The sequence below is a fragment of the Streptomyces maremycinicus genome (assembly GCF_001184025.1).
Taxonomy (GTDB): Bacteria; Actinomycetota; Actinomycetes; order Streptomycetales; family Streptomycetaceae; genus Streptomyces; species Streptomyces maremycinicus.
Window position 1 is genome coordinate 15591 of the sequence record NZ_BBYG01000020.1, and the last position, 16843, is coordinate 32433.

General features: G+C 73.4%; 14 protein-coding genes and 1 riboswitch. Of the genes, 8 read left to right on the plus strand and 6 right to left on the minus strand.

All coding sequences use genetic code 11. The features are described 5' to 3' along the window. Positions 1-57: 57 nt before the first annotated feature. Genes AOQ37_RS30595 through AOQ37_RS30605 form a run of 3 tightly spaced genes read right to left on the minus strand, consistent with a single transcriptional unit; the run spans position 58 to position 3400 of the window. Entirely contained in the window at positions 58-1137 is a 1080-nt protein-coding gene (locus AOQ37_RS30595; protein WP_062649077.1) for a prenyltransferase/squalene oxidase repeat-containing protein, read from the minus strand. Beyond that, positions 1134-1970: a class I SAM-dependent methyltransferase gene (locus tag AOQ37_RS30600; protein ID WP_062649079.1), complete on the minus strand. Its 837-nt coding sequence runs from the start codon at positions 1968-1970 to the stop codon at positions 1134-1136. Before AOQ37_RS30600 ends, AOQ37_RS30595 begins: the two co-directional genes overlap by 4 nt. Next, a complete protein-coding gene (locus tag AOQ37_RS30605; protein WP_062649081.1) occupies positions 1964-3400 on the minus strand; it encodes a glycosyltransferase family 4 protein in 1437 nt (478 codons plus the stop codon). The genes AOQ37_RS30600 and AOQ37_RS30605 overlap by 7 nt, the downstream gene beginning before the upstream one ends. Before the next feature lie 209 nt (positions 3401-3609). On the opposite strand from AOQ37_RS30605, the gene AOQ37_RS30610 reads away from it, so the two are divergent. Next, positions 3610-4233 carry a TetR family transcriptional regulator gene (locus AOQ37_RS30610; protein WP_062649083.1) on the plus strand — a complete coding sequence of 208 codons (624 nt, stop codon included), beginning with the start codon at positions 3610-3612 and terminating at the stop codon, positions 4231-4233. A gap of 301 nt (positions 4234-4534) precedes the next feature. On the opposite strand, the gene AOQ37_RS30615 is transcribed toward AOQ37_RS30610, so the two are convergent. Together AOQ37_RS30615 and AOQ37_RS30620 are read right to left on the minus strand one after the other, a co-directional pair. Next, positions 4535-4807 (minus strand): ferredoxin, encoded by a 273-nt coding sequence (locus AOQ37_RS30615; protein WP_234437053.1) that lies wholly within the window; start codon positions 4805-4807, stop codon positions 4535-4537. Positions 4808-4812: 5 nt separating this feature from the next. Beyond that, positions 4813-6270: an aldehyde dehydrogenase gene (locus AOQ37_RS30620; RefSeq protein WP_062649087.1), complete on the minus strand. Its 1458-nt coding sequence runs from the start codon at positions 6268-6270 to the stop codon at positions 4813-4815. Positions 6271-6361: 91 nt separating this feature from the next. Here AOQ37_RS30620 and AOQ37_RS30625 point away from each other — a divergent pair, with 91 nt between their 5' ends. Beyond that, complete coding sequence (locus AOQ37_RS30625; protein ID WP_062649089.1) at positions 6362-7411, plus strand: Strvi_7410 family MBL fold metallo-hydrolase; 1050 nt, start codon at positions 6362-6364, stop codon at positions 7409-7411. Between the two features lie 249 nt (positions 7412-7660). Continuing rightward, positions 7661-9361, plus strand: a complete 1701-nt coding sequence (locus AOQ37_RS30630) for a serine/threonine-protein kinase (RefSeq protein ID WP_062649091.1) — start codon at positions 7661-7663, stop codon at positions 9359-9361. On the opposite strand, the gene AOQ37_RS30635 is transcribed toward AOQ37_RS30630, so the two are convergent. Next, positions 9358-10023: a phosphotransferase gene (locus AOQ37_RS30635; RefSeq protein ID WP_062649511.1), complete on the minus strand. Its 666-nt coding sequence runs from the start codon at positions 10021-10023 to the stop codon at positions 9358-9360. The two genes, AOQ37_RS30630 and AOQ37_RS30635, sit on opposite strands and share 4 nt — an antisense overlap. A 474-nt stretch (positions 10024-10497) precedes the next feature. Next, a riboswitch (cobalamin riboswitch) is annotated at positions 10498-10594 on the plus strand. Positions 10595-10725: 131 nt separating this feature from the next. On the opposite strand from AOQ37_RS30635, the gene AOQ37_RS30640 reads away from it, so the two are divergent. Genes AOQ37_RS30640 through AOQ37_RS30660 form a run of 5 tightly spaced genes read left to right on the plus strand, consistent with a single transcriptional unit; the run spans position 10726 to position 16561 of the window. Further along, the gene (locus AOQ37_RS30640; RefSeq protein WP_062649513.1) at positions 10726-11970 is read left to right on the plus strand and encodes an SCO2321 family membrane protein; all 1245 of its coding nucleotides are present in this window, start codon (positions 10726-10728) and stop codon (positions 11968-11970) included. Further along, complete coding sequence (locus tag AOQ37_RS30645) at positions 11967-12674, plus strand: SCO2322 family protein (RefSeq protein ID WP_062649093.1); 708 nt, start codon at positions 11967-11969, stop codon at positions 12672-12674. The genes AOQ37_RS30640 and AOQ37_RS30645 overlap by 4 nt, the downstream gene beginning before the upstream one ends. Then, the gene (locus AOQ37_RS30650; RefSeq protein ID WP_062649096.1) at positions 12667-13764 is read left to right on the plus strand and encodes an energy-coupling factor transporter transmembrane component T; all 1098 of its coding nucleotides are present in this window, start codon (positions 12667-12669) and stop codon (positions 13762-13764) included. Before AOQ37_RS30645 ends, AOQ37_RS30650 begins: the two co-directional genes overlap by 8 nt. Further along, positions 13761-15725, plus strand: a complete 1965-nt coding sequence (locus AOQ37_RS30655) for an ABC transporter ATP-binding protein (RefSeq protein ID WP_062649098.1) — start codon at positions 13761-13763, stop codon at positions 15723-15725. The genes AOQ37_RS30650 and AOQ37_RS30655 overlap by 4 nt, the downstream gene beginning before the upstream one ends. Next, positions 15722-16561 carry an ECF transporter S component gene (locus AOQ37_RS30660; RefSeq protein ID WP_062649100.1) on the plus strand — a complete coding sequence of 280 codons (840 nt, stop codon included), beginning with the start codon at positions 15722-15724 and terminating at the stop codon, positions 16559-16561. Before AOQ37_RS30655 ends, AOQ37_RS30660 begins: the two co-directional genes overlap by 4 nt. Positions 16562-16843: the final 282 nt, after the last annotated feature.

A 16843-nucleotide genomic window follows, 5' to 3' on the forward strand; every position in this document is an offset into this window, starting at 1 on the left:
GGGCCAGGCGCCGGGTCGAGCGTCGGGGCGGGTCCTGGGATCCGCCCCGGTCGCCGGTCAGGCGCAGCAGTCCGCCTCGAGCCCGGTCAGTCCGCTCGGCAGCTGCTCCCCGCCGAACACGGCGCAGGTGGCCTCGTGGCCGCCGAGAGCCGCCACGGCGAGCAGCAGCGACCCCGCGGTCCAGGTGGTCAGCTCCTGGGGCCAGATCGCCTCGTCCTCGAACACGAACCCCGTCCAGTACAGGCCCGACTCCGCGTCGCGCAGATGCTGGATCGACTGAAGGATCTCCAGCGCCCGGTCGGACTCGCCCACCACCCACAGGGCCAGGGCGAGTTCGGCCGATTCGCCGCCCGTCACCCACGGGTTGGGGACGACACAGCGCACGCCGAGACCCGGGACCACGAACCGCTCCCAGTCGGCCTCGATCCGGGACTTGGCCTCCGCGCCGGTCAGCGCGCCGCCCAGCACCGGGTAGTACCAGTCCATCGAGTAGCGGCCCTTGTCGAGGAACCGCTCGGGGTGCCGCCGGATCGCGTGCCGCAGCGCGCCCACCGCCAACTCCCAGTCGGGCTGCGGCTCTTCGCGCTGTTCCGCGATGGCCAGCGCGCAGCGCAGCGCGTGGTGGACGGAGGAGGAGCCGGTGAGCAGCGCGTCGGCGGTCGGGGTGCCGTCGTCCTCGCGGCGCCAGCCGATCTGGCCGCCGGGCTGCTGGAGCCGCAGCACGTACTCGACGGCCGCGTAGACGGCCGGCCACATGCGGTCCAGGAAGGTGTCGTCACCGGTGGACAGGTAGTGGTGCCAGACGCCCACGGCTATGTAGGCGACGAAGTTCGTCTCGCGCCCGCGGTCGGTGACGTCGTCGAAGGCGCCGTCCGCGTAGGCCGCGAACCAGGAACCGTCGTCGTTCTGGTGCCGGGCCAGCCAGGTGTACGCCCGCTCGGCGGCCTCGTGTTCACCCGCCGCGTCCAGCGCCATCGCCGCCTCGGTGTGGTCCCACGGGTCGAGGTGGTGGCCACGGAACCACGGGATCGCGCCGTCCTCACGCTGCACGGCGAGGATGCCGGCGACGGTCGCGGCGGCCTGCTCGGCGGTGAGGACCCCGGGCAGGACGAGGTGTTCTGTCCGGGGGGTCGTCACTTGGCGCCCGCCCCGGTCTTCTGGGTCTTCTGGTTCGTGTCGTTCTTCTGGGTCTTGTCGCTCTTCCGGGCCTGCCCGGCGGCCTGCGCGGTCCGCTCGGTCTGCTCGGCAAGTCGCGGCAGGTGCGGCTTGGTCGCGTACGCCACGAAGCTCTTGCCGATGAGCGGGTTCAGCGCCTGCTCGGCGACCCGGGTGGCCAGGGGCTTCTTCATGATGTCCCAGACCAGCAGCTTGTGGTACGCCCGCACCGGCAGCGCCTTGTCGTTGTCGACGCCGAAGGCGCACTTCAGCCACCAGTACGGCGAGTGCAGCGCGTGGGCGTGGTGGGTGCCGTACGGCCTCAGGCCCGCCTCGCGGATCTTCGTCAGCAGCTCGTCCGCCCGGTAGATGCGGATGTGGCCGCCCTCGACCTCGTGGTAGGCGTCGGAGAGGGTCCAGCAGACCTTCTCGGGGCCGTAGCGCGGGACGGTGATGGCGATGCGGCCGCCCGGCTTGAGCACCCGCACCATCTCAGCGAGGACGCCCTTGTCGTCCGGGATGTGCTCCATGACCTCGGAGATGATCACGACGTCGAAGGACTCGTCCGGGAAGGGCAGGGCGAGGGCGTCGCCCTCCATGGCCGTCGCGGTCGCGCCCTCGGGGGCCTCGCCGGCCTCCTTCATCGCCGCGAACCACTTGGCGACCTCGCGGATCTCCTCGGCGTTCTGGTCGAGGGCCACGACCTGCGCGCCGCGCCGGTAGCACTCGAAGGCGTGCCGCCCGGCACCGCAGCCCAGGTCCAGGACTCGGTCGCCCGGGGCGAGCGGGAACCGGGAGAAGTCGACGGTCAGCACGTGGCCCTGCTTTCGCGATCGGATGCGTCGGATACGGCGTCGATGTCGGCACCGGCACCGGCACCGACGACCTCGACGGCTGCGGGGGCGGCGGGAGCCGCGGAAGCCTCGGCGACCCGGGGGCGACCGCCGTCGGCTATCGCCTCGCGGTACCGGGCGACGGTCCCCTCGGCGGCCCGCGCCCAGGTGAACCGCTCCAGCACCCGTTGCCGTCCGGCCGCGCCGAGCCGGGCCCTCAGCTCCGGGTCGCCCAGCAGCCGGCCGAGACCCGTGGCCAGCGCGCCGGAGTCGCCCGGCGGCACGGCAAGGCAGGTCTCGCCGTCGCGCCCGGCGACCTCGGGGATCGCCCCGCCGGTCGTGGCGAGCAGCGGGGTGGCGGTGGCCATGGCCTCGGCGGCCGGCAGGGAGAAGCCCTCGTACAGCGACGGCACGCAGGCGACCTCCGCCGAGCGGACCAGGTCGACCAGTTCGGCGTCGGAGATGCCCTTGACGAACTCGACGGCGCCTTCGAGGCCGTAGCGCTCGATCGCCTGGGCGACCGGCCCCTCCTGCGGGCGCTTGCCGACGACGACGAGATGGGCGTGCGGGTGCTCGGTGCGCACCTTGGCCAGCGCCTCGACGAGGAAGACCAGGCCCTTGAGCGGGACGTCCGCGCTGGACGTCGTCACGATCCGGCCCGGCACGACGGCCACGGTGGGGTCCGGCGAGAACAGGTCGGTGTCGGCGCCGATGTGGACGACGTGGATGCGGTCGTCGCGGACGCCGAGATGGTCGACGATCTCCTGGCGGGAGGTGCCGGAGACGGTGAGCACGGACGGCAGCCGGCGCGCGACCCGCTTCTGCATCCGGGTGAACGCGTACCAGCGGCGCACGGACCAGCGGCGGCGCCGTCCCTCGGCGGCGTCCAGCTCCAACTGCCGGTCGACGGTGATGGGGTGGTGGATGGTGGTGACCAGCGGTGCGCCGATGTCCCCCAGCAGCCCGTATCCCAGGGTCTGGTTGTCGTGCACGATGTCGAACTCACCGCTGCGCGCGCGCAGATGGCGGCGGGCCCGCAGCGAGAACGTCAGCGGCTCGGGGAAGCCGCCGGTCCACATCGTGGCGACCTCGAGGGCGTCGACCCAGTCGCGGTACTCGCCGCGCTTCGGGGTCCGGAAGGGATCCGGCTGACGGTAGAGGTCGAGGCTGGGCAGCTCGGTGAGGGAGAGGCGGTCGTCGTGGCCCGGGTCCAGCACCGGATAGGGCTGGGAACCGATCACCTCGACGCGGTGTCCGAGTCGGACGAGCTCACGCGAGAGATGCCGTACGTAGACGCCCTGACCCCCGCAGAACGGGTTCCCCTTATAGGTGAGGAGCGCGATGGTGAGCGGTCGCCCTCCGTCGGCGGCGAGGTCGTGCCGGGGCCCTGCCTTACTGGCCTCAGCGGTCACTCCGGGCCCCCTTCTGCCTGCATTGTCCCGCGAGACTACGACGGGACGCTAATCTAGAACAAGTTTCAGACTTGATCGTTCGGGAGGCTCTGAATCTACCGGCAGGTAGGAGAGCTGTGAGCAGTGGATCAGGTGATTCACGCCACGGCCGACCACCCCGTCGAGCTGTGTGCCCACTGAGCCTCACCGACTGTCACGGAACGGGACCCATGTCTGCGGAAGCCAGCCCCCAGCGCCCTGCGCACTCCCCGCTCACCGAGCGGCAGGAGGCGCGCCGCCGCCGCATCCTGCACGCGAGCGCGCAGTTGGCCAGCCGGGGCGGTTTCGACGCGGTGCAGATGCGGGAGGTCGCGGAGTCCTCGCAGGTCGCGCTCGGCACGCTCTACCGCTACTTCCCCTCCAAGGTTCACCTGCTGGTCGCGACGATGCAGGACCAGCTGGAGCACATGCACGGCACGCTCAGGAAGAAGCCCCCGACGGGCGAGCGGGCGGCGGAGCGCGTCGCGGAGACCCTGATGCGCGCCTTCCGCGCCCTCCAGCGCGAGCCGCACCTGGCGGACGCGATGGTCCGCGCGCTGACCTTCGCCGACCGCAGCGTCTCGCCGGAGGTCGACCAGGTCTCCCGTCAGACGACGGCGATCATCCTCGACTCGATGGGTCTGACCGATCCGACCCCCGAGCAGCTCTCGGCGGTCCGCGTCATCGAGCACACCTGGCACTCGGCGCTCATCACCTGGCTGTCGGGGCGCGCCTCCATCGCCCAGGTACGGATCGACATCGAGACGGTGTGCCGCCTGATCGACGTGACGGACCCCCACGCCTCCGACGACTGAGCGCGGGACCGGGACACGTCAGGGGGCGCGGACCGGGGGCGAGGTCCCGGGGGGGCGCGGTCCCGGGGGGCGAGGTCCCGGGACACGACGGGACCTACGAGACGACGAGGGTTCTTTCAGGTCCTGTCCCGCGACCTTCGGATCCCTCGGTCCGTCCGTCGACGTCGGCCCCGGCGGATGCCTTCGCGTCTCGCAGAAGTCGGCTACTCCGGTCGAACCCCCTCATTCGCCTCGTAGGCCACTACCAGGATAAAACGTCATAAACCTGACGCAATACCCTCTGGAGATTTTTCCCTCACCCCTACTCCTCCGGCGGGAAGACCGCCTCCCCGCTGCCGGACAGCGTGATCATGATCGCCTCCACCGGGCAGCTCTCCGCCGCCGCCAGGACCGGCTCGTTGGCGTCCGGGTCCGGGTCGACCGGATGGGACTGACGCGCGGTGTCGAGCCGGAAGCCGTCCGGCGCGTGGTGGACGCACTGGGCGGAGCCGATGCACAGGGACCGGTCCACCTCGACGTGCCACCGGTCCCCCGCCCCCGCGCCCTCCCGCGCCTGCGCGAGCGGTACCTCCACCCGGCTCACCCCTCCCATCCCGCCGGCAGATGGATCATCTTGTGCTCGAGGTACTCGCCGAAGCCCTCGGGCCCGAACTCCCGCCCCAGCCCCGAGTTCTTGTAGCCGCCGAACGGGCCGAGCATGTCGAGGCTGAAGGTGTTCACCGAGTACGTCCCGGTACGGACCTGCCGGGCGACCTCGACGCCGTGCCCGACGTCGGCCGTCCACACGCTGCCGCTGAGCCCGTAGTCGGAGTCGTTCGCGATCCGCAGCGCCTCGGACTCGTCGCCGTAGGGCAGCAGGCAGATCACCGGCCCGAAGATCTCCTCGCGGGCGATCCGCATGGAGTTGTCCACGTCGCCGAACAGGGTCGGCTCCACGTACCAGCCGCGGTCCAGACCCGCCGGGCGCCCGCCGCCCGTGAGGATCTTCGCGCCCTCCTCCTGCCCGATCCGGATGTAGTCGAGGTTCCGGCGCTGCTGCCGCTGCGCCACCAGCGGGCCGACCTGGGTGGCCGGGTCCAGCGGGTCGCCGACGACCAGCGCGGCCGCCGCGGCGGCGAAGGCGTCCGCGAACTCGTCGTAGCGCGAGCGCGGCAGGAGGATGCGGGTCTGGGCCACACAGGCCTGCCCGTTGTTCATCCAGGCGGCCGAGACGATCCCGGGGACGGCCGTGGCGAGGTCCGCGTCCGGCAGGACGACCGCCGCCGACTTGCCGCCGAGCTCCAGGGTCACGCGCGTCAGGTTCCTGGACGCCACCTCCATGACCCGCTTGCCGGCCGCGACCGAGCCGGTGAACGACACCTTGTCGACGCCCGGATGCCCGACCAGGTACTCGCTCACCTCGCGGTCCGCCGGCAGGATCGACAGCACGCCCTCCGGCAGCCCTGCCTCCCGCGCGATCTCGGCGAGCAGATACGCGTCCAGCGGCGACTCGGGCGACGGCTTCAGCACCACCGTGCAGCCGGTGAGCAGCGCGGGCGCGAGCTTGGCGGCGGCGACGAACTGCGGGACGTTCCAGGGGACGACGGCCGCGACGACCCCCACGGGCTCCCGCCGCACGAGGATCTTCCCGAGCACGCCGTCGCGCCGCTCCTCGAAGGCGAAGCCGCGCGCGACGGTGATCGCCGCGTCCCACACCATCATCGCCCCGAGGGCCTGCGCGAGGACGCTCCAGGAGTACGGGGAGCCGTTCTCGGAGGAGATCACCCGGGCGATCTCCTCGTGGCGCAGCGCGATGCCGTCCTTGATACGGGTGACGACGGCGATCCGCTCGTCCAGCGACAACCGCGGCCAGGGCCCCTCGTCGAAGGCCCGCCGCGCCGCCGCGACCGCCCGGTCGACATCACCGGCCGACGCGTGCGGCACCCGCCCGATGACCTCCTCGCTGTGCGGCGAGACCACCTCGATGACGTCCTTACCCAGGGGGTCGGTCAGTTCCCCGCCGATGAACAGCTGTCCGTGTTCCACGAGCTCGGCCATGGCCACTGCCTTCGTCTACGTTTCTGACGGTGTTTCAGGAACTGATACCAGTTCTAGTTATAGTGGGCAATGGCCGTGTGACGGAGGGCAGATGAAGAGCAGTCAGGGCGAACCCACCACGTACGACCACGGCGGCGGTGTCCGGTCGCTCCGGGTGCCCATCCCGGACAATCCGTTGGGGCACACCCTGGTGTACGTCGTCGACACCGACCGGGGGCCGGTCCTGATCGACACCGGCTGGGACGACCCGGCGTCCTGGGAGGCGCTGACCGCGGGGCTGGCCGCGTGCGGCACCTCCGTCGCCGAGCTGCGCGGAGTCGTGATCACCCACCACCACCCCGACCACCACGGCCTGTCCGGCCGGGTGCGGGAGGCCTCCAGGGCGTGGGTGGCGATGCACGCGGCGGACACCTCGATCGTGCGGCGGACCCGCGAGACGCGCCCCGACCGCTGGTACACGTACATGGCGGCGAAGCTCACCGCCGCCGGCGCCCCGGAGGAGCACATCGCCCCGCTGCGGACGCCGCCCGCCCGGCGGCGGCCCTTCCCCGGGCCGGCGCCCGCCCTCCCAGACCGCGAGATCGTCCCCGGCGAGTTCCTCGACCTCCCCGGCCGCCGCCTGCGCGCGATCTGGACGCCGGGCCACACCCCCGGCCATGTCTGCCTCCACCTGGAGGAGGAGCATCCCTCGCAACTCCCCGGCCAAGGGCGGCTGTTCTCCGGCGACCACCTGCTGCCGGAGATCACCCCGCACATCGGCCTGTACGAGGACCCCGACGACGCCACCGTCACCGACCCCCTCGGCGACTACCTCGACTCGCTCGAACGCGTCGGCCGGCTCGCCCCCGCGGAGATCCTCCCGGCCCACCAGTACGCCTTCACCGACGCGCCCTTCCGGGTACGGGAGTTGCTCACCCACCACGAGGACCGTCTCACCGGCCTGCTCGCCCTCCTCGCCGCCCCCCTCACCCCCTGGCAGCTCGCGGAACGCATGGAGTGGAACCGCCCCTGGCCGCAGATCCCCTACGGCTCACGGAACATCGCGGTGTCGGAGGCCGAGGCGCATCTGCGGCGACTGGTGAAGCAGGGACGCGCGGAGGCGGTGACCGGGAGCGACCCGGTGACGTACGTGGCGGTGTGAATCGCTCGCGGCGGCCGACACCGTCGGTACCAATGCCCTTGGCACCATCACCCTCATGGTTCCCTCTCCCGCCGGATACCGGTGGTCCCGGTGATCTCGGTGGGTCCGGCGAATCCGCGTAGGCTGCTGATCCGATCCGATCGTCGGACCACGGGGTCGATCGATCGCGGGGTCGATGGATCACGGGGTCGATGGATCACGGGTCAGGGGATCAGGGGGATCCAGGGGGATTCAGGGGGATGAGAGCCGATGCAGCACGCCACTGAGGCGTTCCAGCCGCTCCAGGCGGACGATCCGTCCCTGGTGGGCGGTTACCGTCTCGCCGCCCGGCTCGGTGCGGGCGGCATGGGCCGGGTCTATCTGTCGCACACGCAGGGCGGACGGCCGCTGGCGCTCAAGGTCGTACGTCCGGAGCTGGCCGACGACCCGGCCTTCCGGCGGCGGTTCGGCCGGGAGATCAAGGCCGCCCGGCGGGTCCGCGGCGCGTACACCGCCGAACTGATCGACGCCGACGCCGACGGCGCTCCCCCCTGGCTGGCCACGCTGTACGTGCCCGGACCCTCGCTGGCGGAGGCCGTCGGCCGGCGTGGACCGCTGCCGGTGCCCGCGGTGCTGTGGCTGATGGCGGGGGTGGCGGAGGCACTCCAGGCCATCCACGACGCGGGAATCGTGCACCGGGACCTGAAGCCGTCGAACGTTCTGCTGGCCGCCGACGGGCCGCGCGTGATCGACTTCGGCATCTCGCTGGCCACCGACCTCACGTCGAACACCGCCACCGGCCTCGCCGTCGGCACGCCCCAGTTCATGGCCCCCGAGCAGGCGACCGCGGGAGAGGTCACCGCGGCGACCGACGTGTTCGCGCTCGGCCAGACGGCGGCGTTCGCGGCCCTGGGCGAGCCGCTGTACGGGGACGGCCCCTCGGTCAGTGTGCTGTACCGGATCGTGCACTCGGAACCCGACCTGTCGCCGCTGCCCGAGCCGCTCCGTCCGATGATCTCCCGCTGCCTCGCCGCCGATCCGGAGGAACGGCCCACCCCGACGGAGGTCGTCGAGTGGTGCAGGCGACGCCTGGACGCAGACACCGGCCCAGGCGCCGGACCGGCCGTCTGGCGGGACGTCACCGGGCCGGAGGTGGCCGTTCCGCCTCCGGTCCCCGATCCCACCCCGGTGCACACGCTGCCGTTGATCCCGCGGCCTTCGCGCAAGGTGCCCTCGCACGAGGCGCCCCCGCACACGGCTCCTCCGCCCGCGACGCCCTTGCTCGCGCCGGTGCGGTCGCAGCTGACGGGGCCGGACGGGCGGCCGGGCAGGCGCCGGCGCGCCGCGCTGGTCACGGCCGCCGCGGTGACCGCGGGTGCGGTGGTGCTGAGCGGCCTGGTGTGGACCGTGGTGGAGGCGGCGGACCGGCTGCGCCACCGGGACACCACCGCGTCGTCCGCCACGCCCGGTCCGACCGGGTCCGCCCAGTCCTCGGAGCCCTCGGAGTCCTCGGAGTCCTCGGAGTCGTCGTCATCGACGTCGTCCGGGGACCGGGGGGTGGAGGGGGCAGCCCCCTCCACGACCGTGCCCGCGACGCCGCGGGCCACCGCGTATCCCCTCCAGTGGCTGGACGCGAAGACCTCGCTGGACGTGAAGGAGCCGGTCCGGCGCGAGGACGCCAAGGGGGACATCCGCTTCTCCTGCGAGGAGACCGGCTGCGCGCTGGAGAGCGACACCAGCGTGTTCGGCCTGGTGTACGGCGATCCCGGCGGCTCCCTCGACTCCTGCCGGATCGTCCTCACCGGCGCCGAGAGCCACCGGCTCCCCCTCGCCGCGGCGGCGGCCGGCAGCGAGATCTGCGTCAGGCACCCGTCCGGGGACATCGCGCTGCTGGTGATCCAGGTGAAGTCGACCGCGCTGCCGGACATCGCCTTCCTGACCGCGGACATGACGGTCTGGCGGGCGGGCTAGCGGTCCGGCCGGCCCACCGTCGCTCTGATCAACTCAGCCGCCGGGCCGAGGAGTTCCGTCTCCGCGCGGCTCATCGTCGGGTTGGCCGCCCGTCGGCGCAGGGCCTCCGTCAGGCCCTCCTCGGTGACGTCGGAGGGGTCGGCGAGCAGCGCGGTCAGCATCGCCCGGGCCGGGTCGGCGAGCGGCAGGCCGGAGACGGCGACCTGGGCGAGGATCACCGCGGACATGCCCCAGTCGAGCCCCGGGTCACCCTCCCCCGCGTTGGCCCAGTCGATGACCCGGGGGCCGTCGGGCGTGAGGATCACGTTGTCCGGGTGGAGGTCCAGGTGCAGCACGCGGGCGTCGGCCGAGACCCGTCCGGGCAGGGCGTGCAGCTCGCGCAGCAGCCGGGCGAGGACGGCCCCCGCCTCCGCGGGGTCCAGCGTCCCGGCCGCGAACGCCTGGAGCATCGTCGGCCCTTCCAGCCGTTCCATCACCAGGTCGGCGCGGGAGCCGGTGGGCCGGACGGCGGGTGCGGGGTAGCCGTGCTCGCGCACGTGGGACATCACCGCCGCGAGGAGGGCCGAGTCCTCCCAGCCCTCCCGGTCCCGCCGCAGCACCCACGCCGCGTCGATCTCGTACACGTCGGCCGTCCGACCCGAGCCGAGCAGCCGACCCGGCAGCCCACCCGGCGACTCGGCCTGCGGCCCGCCCGGCACCTCACTCGGCGGCTCAGTCTGCGGACCGCCCGTCGGCTCAGTCCGCGGTCCGTACGGCGACTCAGTCTGCGGACCGCCCGTCGGCTCAGTCCGCGGTCCGTACGGCGGCTCAGACTGCGGACCGTACGGCGGCTCTGCCTGCGGTCCGTCCGGCAGCCCAGCCTGCGGGTCGTCCGACAGCTCACCCCGCAGCCCAGCTCGCGATCCGTCCGACAGCTCACCCGGCAACCCAGTCCGCGGCCCGCCCGGCAGCTCGCGTGACGCCCTCCCCGTATTGGTCATGGCCCGAACATATCGAGGGCCGGTACCGATACCGGGCCGGGATCGAGGCCGTGTCGGGGGAGGGTTCCGGTGTCTGCGGGGCGCTTTCACAGGCGCCCCTCAGGCGCTCCGCTACCTGCCGGTAGAGTGGCCGCGTCGTCATCACGCCCGTACGGGGGGAAGCCGGTGCAATTCCGGCGCTGACCCGCAACCGTGAGCCGTCCGAGCCGTCCAAGTCGGCGCGGCGGCAAGCCGGATCGCCCGGTACGGGACCGTGACCGGCTCACGTGCGTCGGCAGGCCCGCCGCCGCACGGCACCGTCGAGGTATACGGAGCCGAGCCGCCGGGATGTCCCGTGCCGCCCGGCCGCGTGACCTCACCGACCGGGAGAGGCACCCGCCGATCATGAACATCCGCCGCAGCGCCGCTGCTCTGGCAGCCGTCACCGTCGTGCTGGGTGCCGCTGTCCCCGCCGTCGCCGCCACCCCGTCCCCCACGCCGTCGGTGGCGATACCCGACGGGTTGTACGGCACCACCGATCCGACGTACGACGGCGTCTGGCGCCAGTCGCTGGCCCTGCTGGCGCAGCGGACCACCGGCGTCACCCCCGCCGACCGGGCCGTGGCCTGGCTGACCGGCCAGCAGTGCGCGAACGGCGCCTTCGCCGCGTACCGCGCGGACACCACCAAGGCGTGCGACGCCAAGCTGATGGTGGACACCAACAGCACGGCGGCGGCCGTCCAGGCGCTGACCGCGCTGGGCGGTCACCAGGCCGCGACCGACAAGGCCGTCAGCTGGCTCAAGTCGGTCCAGAACGCCGACGGCGGCTGGGGCTACACCCCCGGCGGAGCGAGCGACGCCAACTCGACCTCCGTGGTGGCGGGCGCGATGGCGGCGGCCGGGGAGAAGCCTTCGGAGGTGCGCAAGGGCGGCAAGTCGTCGTACGACGCTCTCCTCAAGCTCTCCATCAAGTGCGACGTCGAGCCCGACGGCGGCGCGTTCGCGTACCAGCCGGACAAGAAGGGCGCCCTCGCGGCCAACGCGGACGCGACGGCGGCAGGCGTGCTCGGCGTCCTCGGCAAGGGGTTCGTGACGACGGCCGGCAAGACGTCGGCGGCCCCCGCCTGCGACTCCACCACCGCGGGCACGCCGAGCGGGCTCGCCCGCAACGGCGCGTTCTTCCTCGAAAGCCAGGTCCGCGACACCGGCTACCTGAAGTCCGCGCTGCCCGGCGCCGAGGAGCAGCCCGACTACGGCAACACCGCCGACGCCGTCGTCGCCCTCGCCGCGCAGGGTGCGACCGGGCAGGCGAAGAAGCCCCTCGCCTGGCTCGAGCAGAACTCCGCGGCCTGGGCGAAGCAGAGCGGCCCCGCCGCCTACGCCCAGCTCATCTTCGCGGCCCACGCCATGGGCGCCGACCCCCGCGACTTCGGCGGCGCCGACCTCGTCGCGCAGCTCGACGCGACGGGTCCGGCCCCGCAGGCCACGGCGAAGGCCACCGATCAGGCCGCCGACGCCGACAAGAAGGACGACAAGAAGGACGACTCGGACGCCGGTTACGGCGTCTGGTGGACCGTCGGGGTCTTCCTCGTCGCCGGTATCGGCATCGGCTTCCTGATCAGCGGCCGCGGCAGGAAGCAGCAGCCGTGACGCGCCGGAGCGCCGCCCTCGTCCTCGCCGCGCTGCTGTTGTCGCTGACCGGCGCGGTTCAGCCGGCCCAGGCCGCCGGCTACCGCTACTGGTCCTTCTGGGACCGCTCGGGCGACGGCTGGACGTACGCCACCCAGGGCCCCTCCACCGCCCGCCCCGCCGACGGCGACGTCCAGGGCTTCCGGTTCGCCGTGAGCGCGGACTCCCGGGACGCCTCTCAGCCGCGCGGCGCGGCCTCCTTCGCGGCGATCTGCGCGAAGACCCCCGAGCGGGACGGCACGAAGCGGGTGGCCCTGGTCATCGACTTCGGCACGGCGGCCGACGCCCCGAGCGGCGAGACCCCGCCGTCGCCCCGCACCGCCTGCGCCCGGGTCCCGTCCGACGCGACGACGGCCGAGGCACTCGCCTCGGTCGCCAAGCCCCTGCGCTACGACACGAACGCCCTGCTCTGCGCGATCGCGGGGTATCCGGAGACGGGCTGCGGCGAGCAGGTGTCCGGGCAGGCGCCGGGAACGGACGGGCCGACGTCCACCGCGGAGCCGGACCCGGCGAACGAGTCGGAGCCGAAGGCGGAGGAGAAGAAGGACGAGAAGGGGGACGGCGGGCCGTCCGTGGGGCTGTACGCGGGCGCGGCCGTCGTGGCGGTCCTGGGCGCGGCGGCGGTGCGGCAGGCCCGGCGGCGAGGATCCCGCAGGGATGGCTGACGGCCGGATGGCCGACGGCCGCCCCCGCACACCACGCACCGCGCTCCACCCGGCCGCATGGTGGCTGTGGGCGCTCGGCCTCGGCACGGCCGCCACCCGCACCACCAACCCGCTCCTCCTCGGTCTGCTGCTCACCGTGTCCGCCTACGTCGTCACCACGTGCCGCCCCGACACCCCCTGGTCCCGCTCCTACTCCGCGTTCCTCAAGCTCGCCCTCGCCGTCCTCGTCATCCGGCTGGTCTTCGTCGTCGCCCTGGGCTCGCCGATCCCGGGTACGCAGGTGCTCGTCACGCTCCCCGAAGTCCCGCTCCCCGACTGGGCGCAGGGCATCCGGCTCGGCGGGGCGGTCACGGCCGAGGGTCTGCTCTTCGCGCTCTACGACGGCCTGAAACTGGCGACCCTGCTGGTCTGCGTCGGAGCGGCCAACGCCCTGGCCAGCCCTTCCCGCCTCCTCAAGACCCTCCCCGGCGCCCTGTACGAGACGGGCGTGGCGGTGGTCGTGGCCCTCACCTTCGCCCCGAACCTCATCGCGGACGTCCACCGCCTGCGCGCCGCCCGGCGTCTGCGGGGCCGCCCCGACACGGGTCTGCGCGGCCTGCTCCAGGTGGGCCTGCCGGTCCTGGAGGGCGCCCTGGAACGCTCCGTCGCCCTCGCCGCCGCGATGGACGCCCGCGGCTACGGCCGTACCGCCGACGTCCCGGCCCCCGTCCGCCGGACGACCGCCGCCCTCACGCTCGGCGGTCTGCTCGGCGTCTGCGCGGGAACGTACGGCCTGCTCACCGCGGCGGGCGGCAGCTACGGCCTGCCCGTGCTGTTCGCCGGGGTCCTCGCGGCCCTCGCCGGGCTGCGGCTGGGCGGCCGCCGCTCCCCCCGCACCCGTTACCGTCCGGACCGCTGGACCCCGCGGGCGTGTCTCACCGCCGCGTCCGGTGCCGCGGTCGCGGCCCTCCTCACCGTCGCCGCGTCGAGCGACCCGGCCGCCCTGCACCCCGGTGTGGTCCCCTTGACCGCCCCCGCCCTCCCGCTCTGGCCGGCGGCGGCCGTACTCCTCGGCCTGCTGCCCGCGTTCCTGCACAAGGAGCCGTCGTGATCCGCTTCGAGAACGTCTCCGTGACGTACGACGGCGCCGCCGGACCCACCGTCCGCGACGTCGACCTCACCGTCCCCGAGGGCGAACTCGTGCTCCTGGCGGGCCCGTCGGGCGTGGGGAAGTCCACGCTCCTCGGCACGGTGTCCGGCCTCGTCCCGCACTTCACCGGCGGCACCCTGCGCGGTCGCGTCACGGTGGCCGGCCGGGACACCCGCACCCACAAACCGCGCGAACTCGCCGACGTCGTGGGGACGGTGGGGCAGGATCCGCTCTCGCACTTCGTGACGGACACCGTCGAGGAGGAACTCGCCTACGGGATGGAGTCGTTGGGGCTGCCGCCGGCGGTGATGCGCCGCCGGGTCGAGGAGACCCTCGATCTGCTCGGCCTGGCCGCCCTGCGCGACCGCCCCATCGCCACCCTCTCCGGCGGCCAGCAGCAGCGGGTCGCGATCGGCTCGGTCCTCACCCCGCACCCGCGCGTCCTCGTCCTGGACGAGCCGACCTCCGCGCTCGACCCGGCGGCCGCCGAGGAGGTCCTCGCCGTCCTCCTGCGCCTCGTCCACGACCTCGGCACGACCGTGCTGCTGGCGGAACACCGTCTGGAACGCGTCCTCCAGTACGCCGACCAGGTCGCCCTGCTGCCCTCGCCCGGCGCGGCCCCGCTGCTCGGCGCCCCGGCGGACATCATGGCCGTGTCCCCGGTGTTCCCGCCGGTGGTGAGCCTGGGCCGGCTGGCGGGCTGGTCCCCGCTCCCCCTGACCGTCCGCGACGCCCGCCGCAGAGCGGCCGACCTGCGGGAACGCCTGACGGAAGCGGATCACGCGGACTCCGGGGACCGTGCCGATCACACGGGTCCCGGAGACCGTGCGGATCACGCGGATCACGCAGACCGCGCGGATCACACGGGCCCCACAGATCGCAGGGACCGCACGGATCACACGAATCCCGCAGACCGTGCGGACCCCGAGACCTCCGTAGACCCCGAAGACCCCGCGGACCCTGCGGATCACGCAAACCCCAAAGACCCCGCGGACCGTGCGGATGACGTGGACCGGTCTCTTCCACCGGCTCCCGCGCCGCCCCGCCCGCGCTTCTCCCCCTTCCGCAGGCGTCCGCGCCCGTCCGCCCCGTCCGCCCCGTCCGCTCTCACCACGGCCGTCGCGCCCGTCGCGACCGCCGCCCCCACCACGCCCGTCGCCGCCGTCGAGGCTCGGGCCCTCTCCGTGCGCCGGGCCCGGGTCCAGGCGCTGCGCGAGGTGGACCTCACCGTCCGGGCCGGCGAGACCGTCGCCCTCATGGGGCGCAACGGCGCCGGGAAGTCGACGCTGCTCAACACGTTCGTGGGCCTCGTCGAGCCGTCGGCGGGAACGGTCCGCGTGGGGGGTCTGGTGCCGCACCGCACCCCGCCCCGGGAACTCGTACGCCGCGCCGGTCTCGTCCCGCAGGAGCCGCGCGACCTGCTGTACGCCGACACGGTCGCCGCCGAGTGCGCGGCCGCCGACCGGGACGCGGGCGCCGCCCCCGGCACCTGCCGGGCCCTGGTCTCGGACCTCCTCCCCGGCATCACGGACGACACCCACCCCCGCGACCTCTCCGAGGGCCAGCGCCTCACCCTCGCGCTGGCGGTCGTCCTCACCGCCCGCCCGCCCCTTCTCCTCCTGGACGAGCCGACCCGCGGTCTGGACTACGCCGCGAAGGCGCGCCTGGTCGCCGTCCTGCGCGGGCTCGCCGCCGCGGGGCACGCCATCGTCCTGGCCACCCACGATGTGGAGCTGGCCGCGGAACTGGCCCACCGCGTGGTGCTGCTCGCGGAGGGAGAGGTGATCGCCGACGGCCCCACCGCGGAGGTGGTGGTCTCCTCCCCCTCCTTCGCCCCCCAGGTCACGAAGATCCTGGCCCCGCAGAAATGGCTCACGGTCGCGCAGGTGCGCGAGGCGCTGCGGCGGGAGGCCCTGCGATGACGATGCCCGCGAGGCGGCGTCCCGTACATCTCGGCCCCCGTTCGCTCGCCGCGTTGGCACTGGTCGGCGCGGTGGGCGTGATCGCGTTCGGCTGGCCCTTCCTGGCCCCGCCCGCTTCGGCGCTGAACGCCCATGCCCAGGACGCACCCTGGCTGTTCGCGGGCCTGCTGGTGCTGCTGGTCGCGGTCGTGGCGGCGACGATCTCGGAGTCGGGGCTCGGCGCGAAGGCCGTGGCGATGCTGGGTGTGCTGGCCGCGACGGGCGCGGCGCTGCGTCCGATCGGCGCGGGGACGGCGGGCATCGAGCCGATGTTCTTCCTCATGGTGCTGAGCGGCCGGGTCCTCGGCCCGGGCTTCGGCTTCGTCCTCGGCTCGGTCACGATGTTCGCGTCCGCGCTGCTGACGGGCGGGGTGGGCCCGTGGATGCCGTTCCAGATGCTGGCGATGGGCTGGTTCACGATGGGCGCGGGCCTGCTGCCGGGCTCCGAGCGGCTGCGTGGCCGTGCCGAATGGGCCCTGCTCGCGGCCTACGGCTTCGTGGCCGCCTTCGCGTACGGGACGGCGATGAACATGGCCGGGTGGCCCTTCATGGGGGCGCTGGCCTCCGGTGTCGCCTTCGACCCGGACGGGACGGTCCGGGGGAACCTGGCCCGCTTCGCCGCGTACTGCGTGGCGACCTCGCTGGGCTGGGACCTGGGGCGGGCGGTGGTCACGGTCCTGCTGACCCTCACCCTCGGTCCGGCGGTGCTCAGGGCGCTACGCAGAGCGACCCGCCGCGCGGCCTTCGAGACCGCGGTCACATTCGAGGCCCCTCGGAAGGGCCCAGAGGGCCGTTGACCGGTGAAGCACCCCACATGACCCACATCACCTACTATCCGACGTAGTCGGACAAACCGGACGCCATGCCCATGCCATAACGGGGTCTGACCTGGGCATTGAGAGCCAGCTCACACGGAGCACCGACCCCCCGAATACGACCACAACTAGCAAAAGGGGTCTTTGCGGACGGCGCCCGATCCTGTTTCTCTGGATGACGTCGCAGGGTGCCACCGGGTCCACGGACTCAGGCACCACGGCATGCAGCCACCCACCGCAACCACACGGTGCGGCCACGCACCG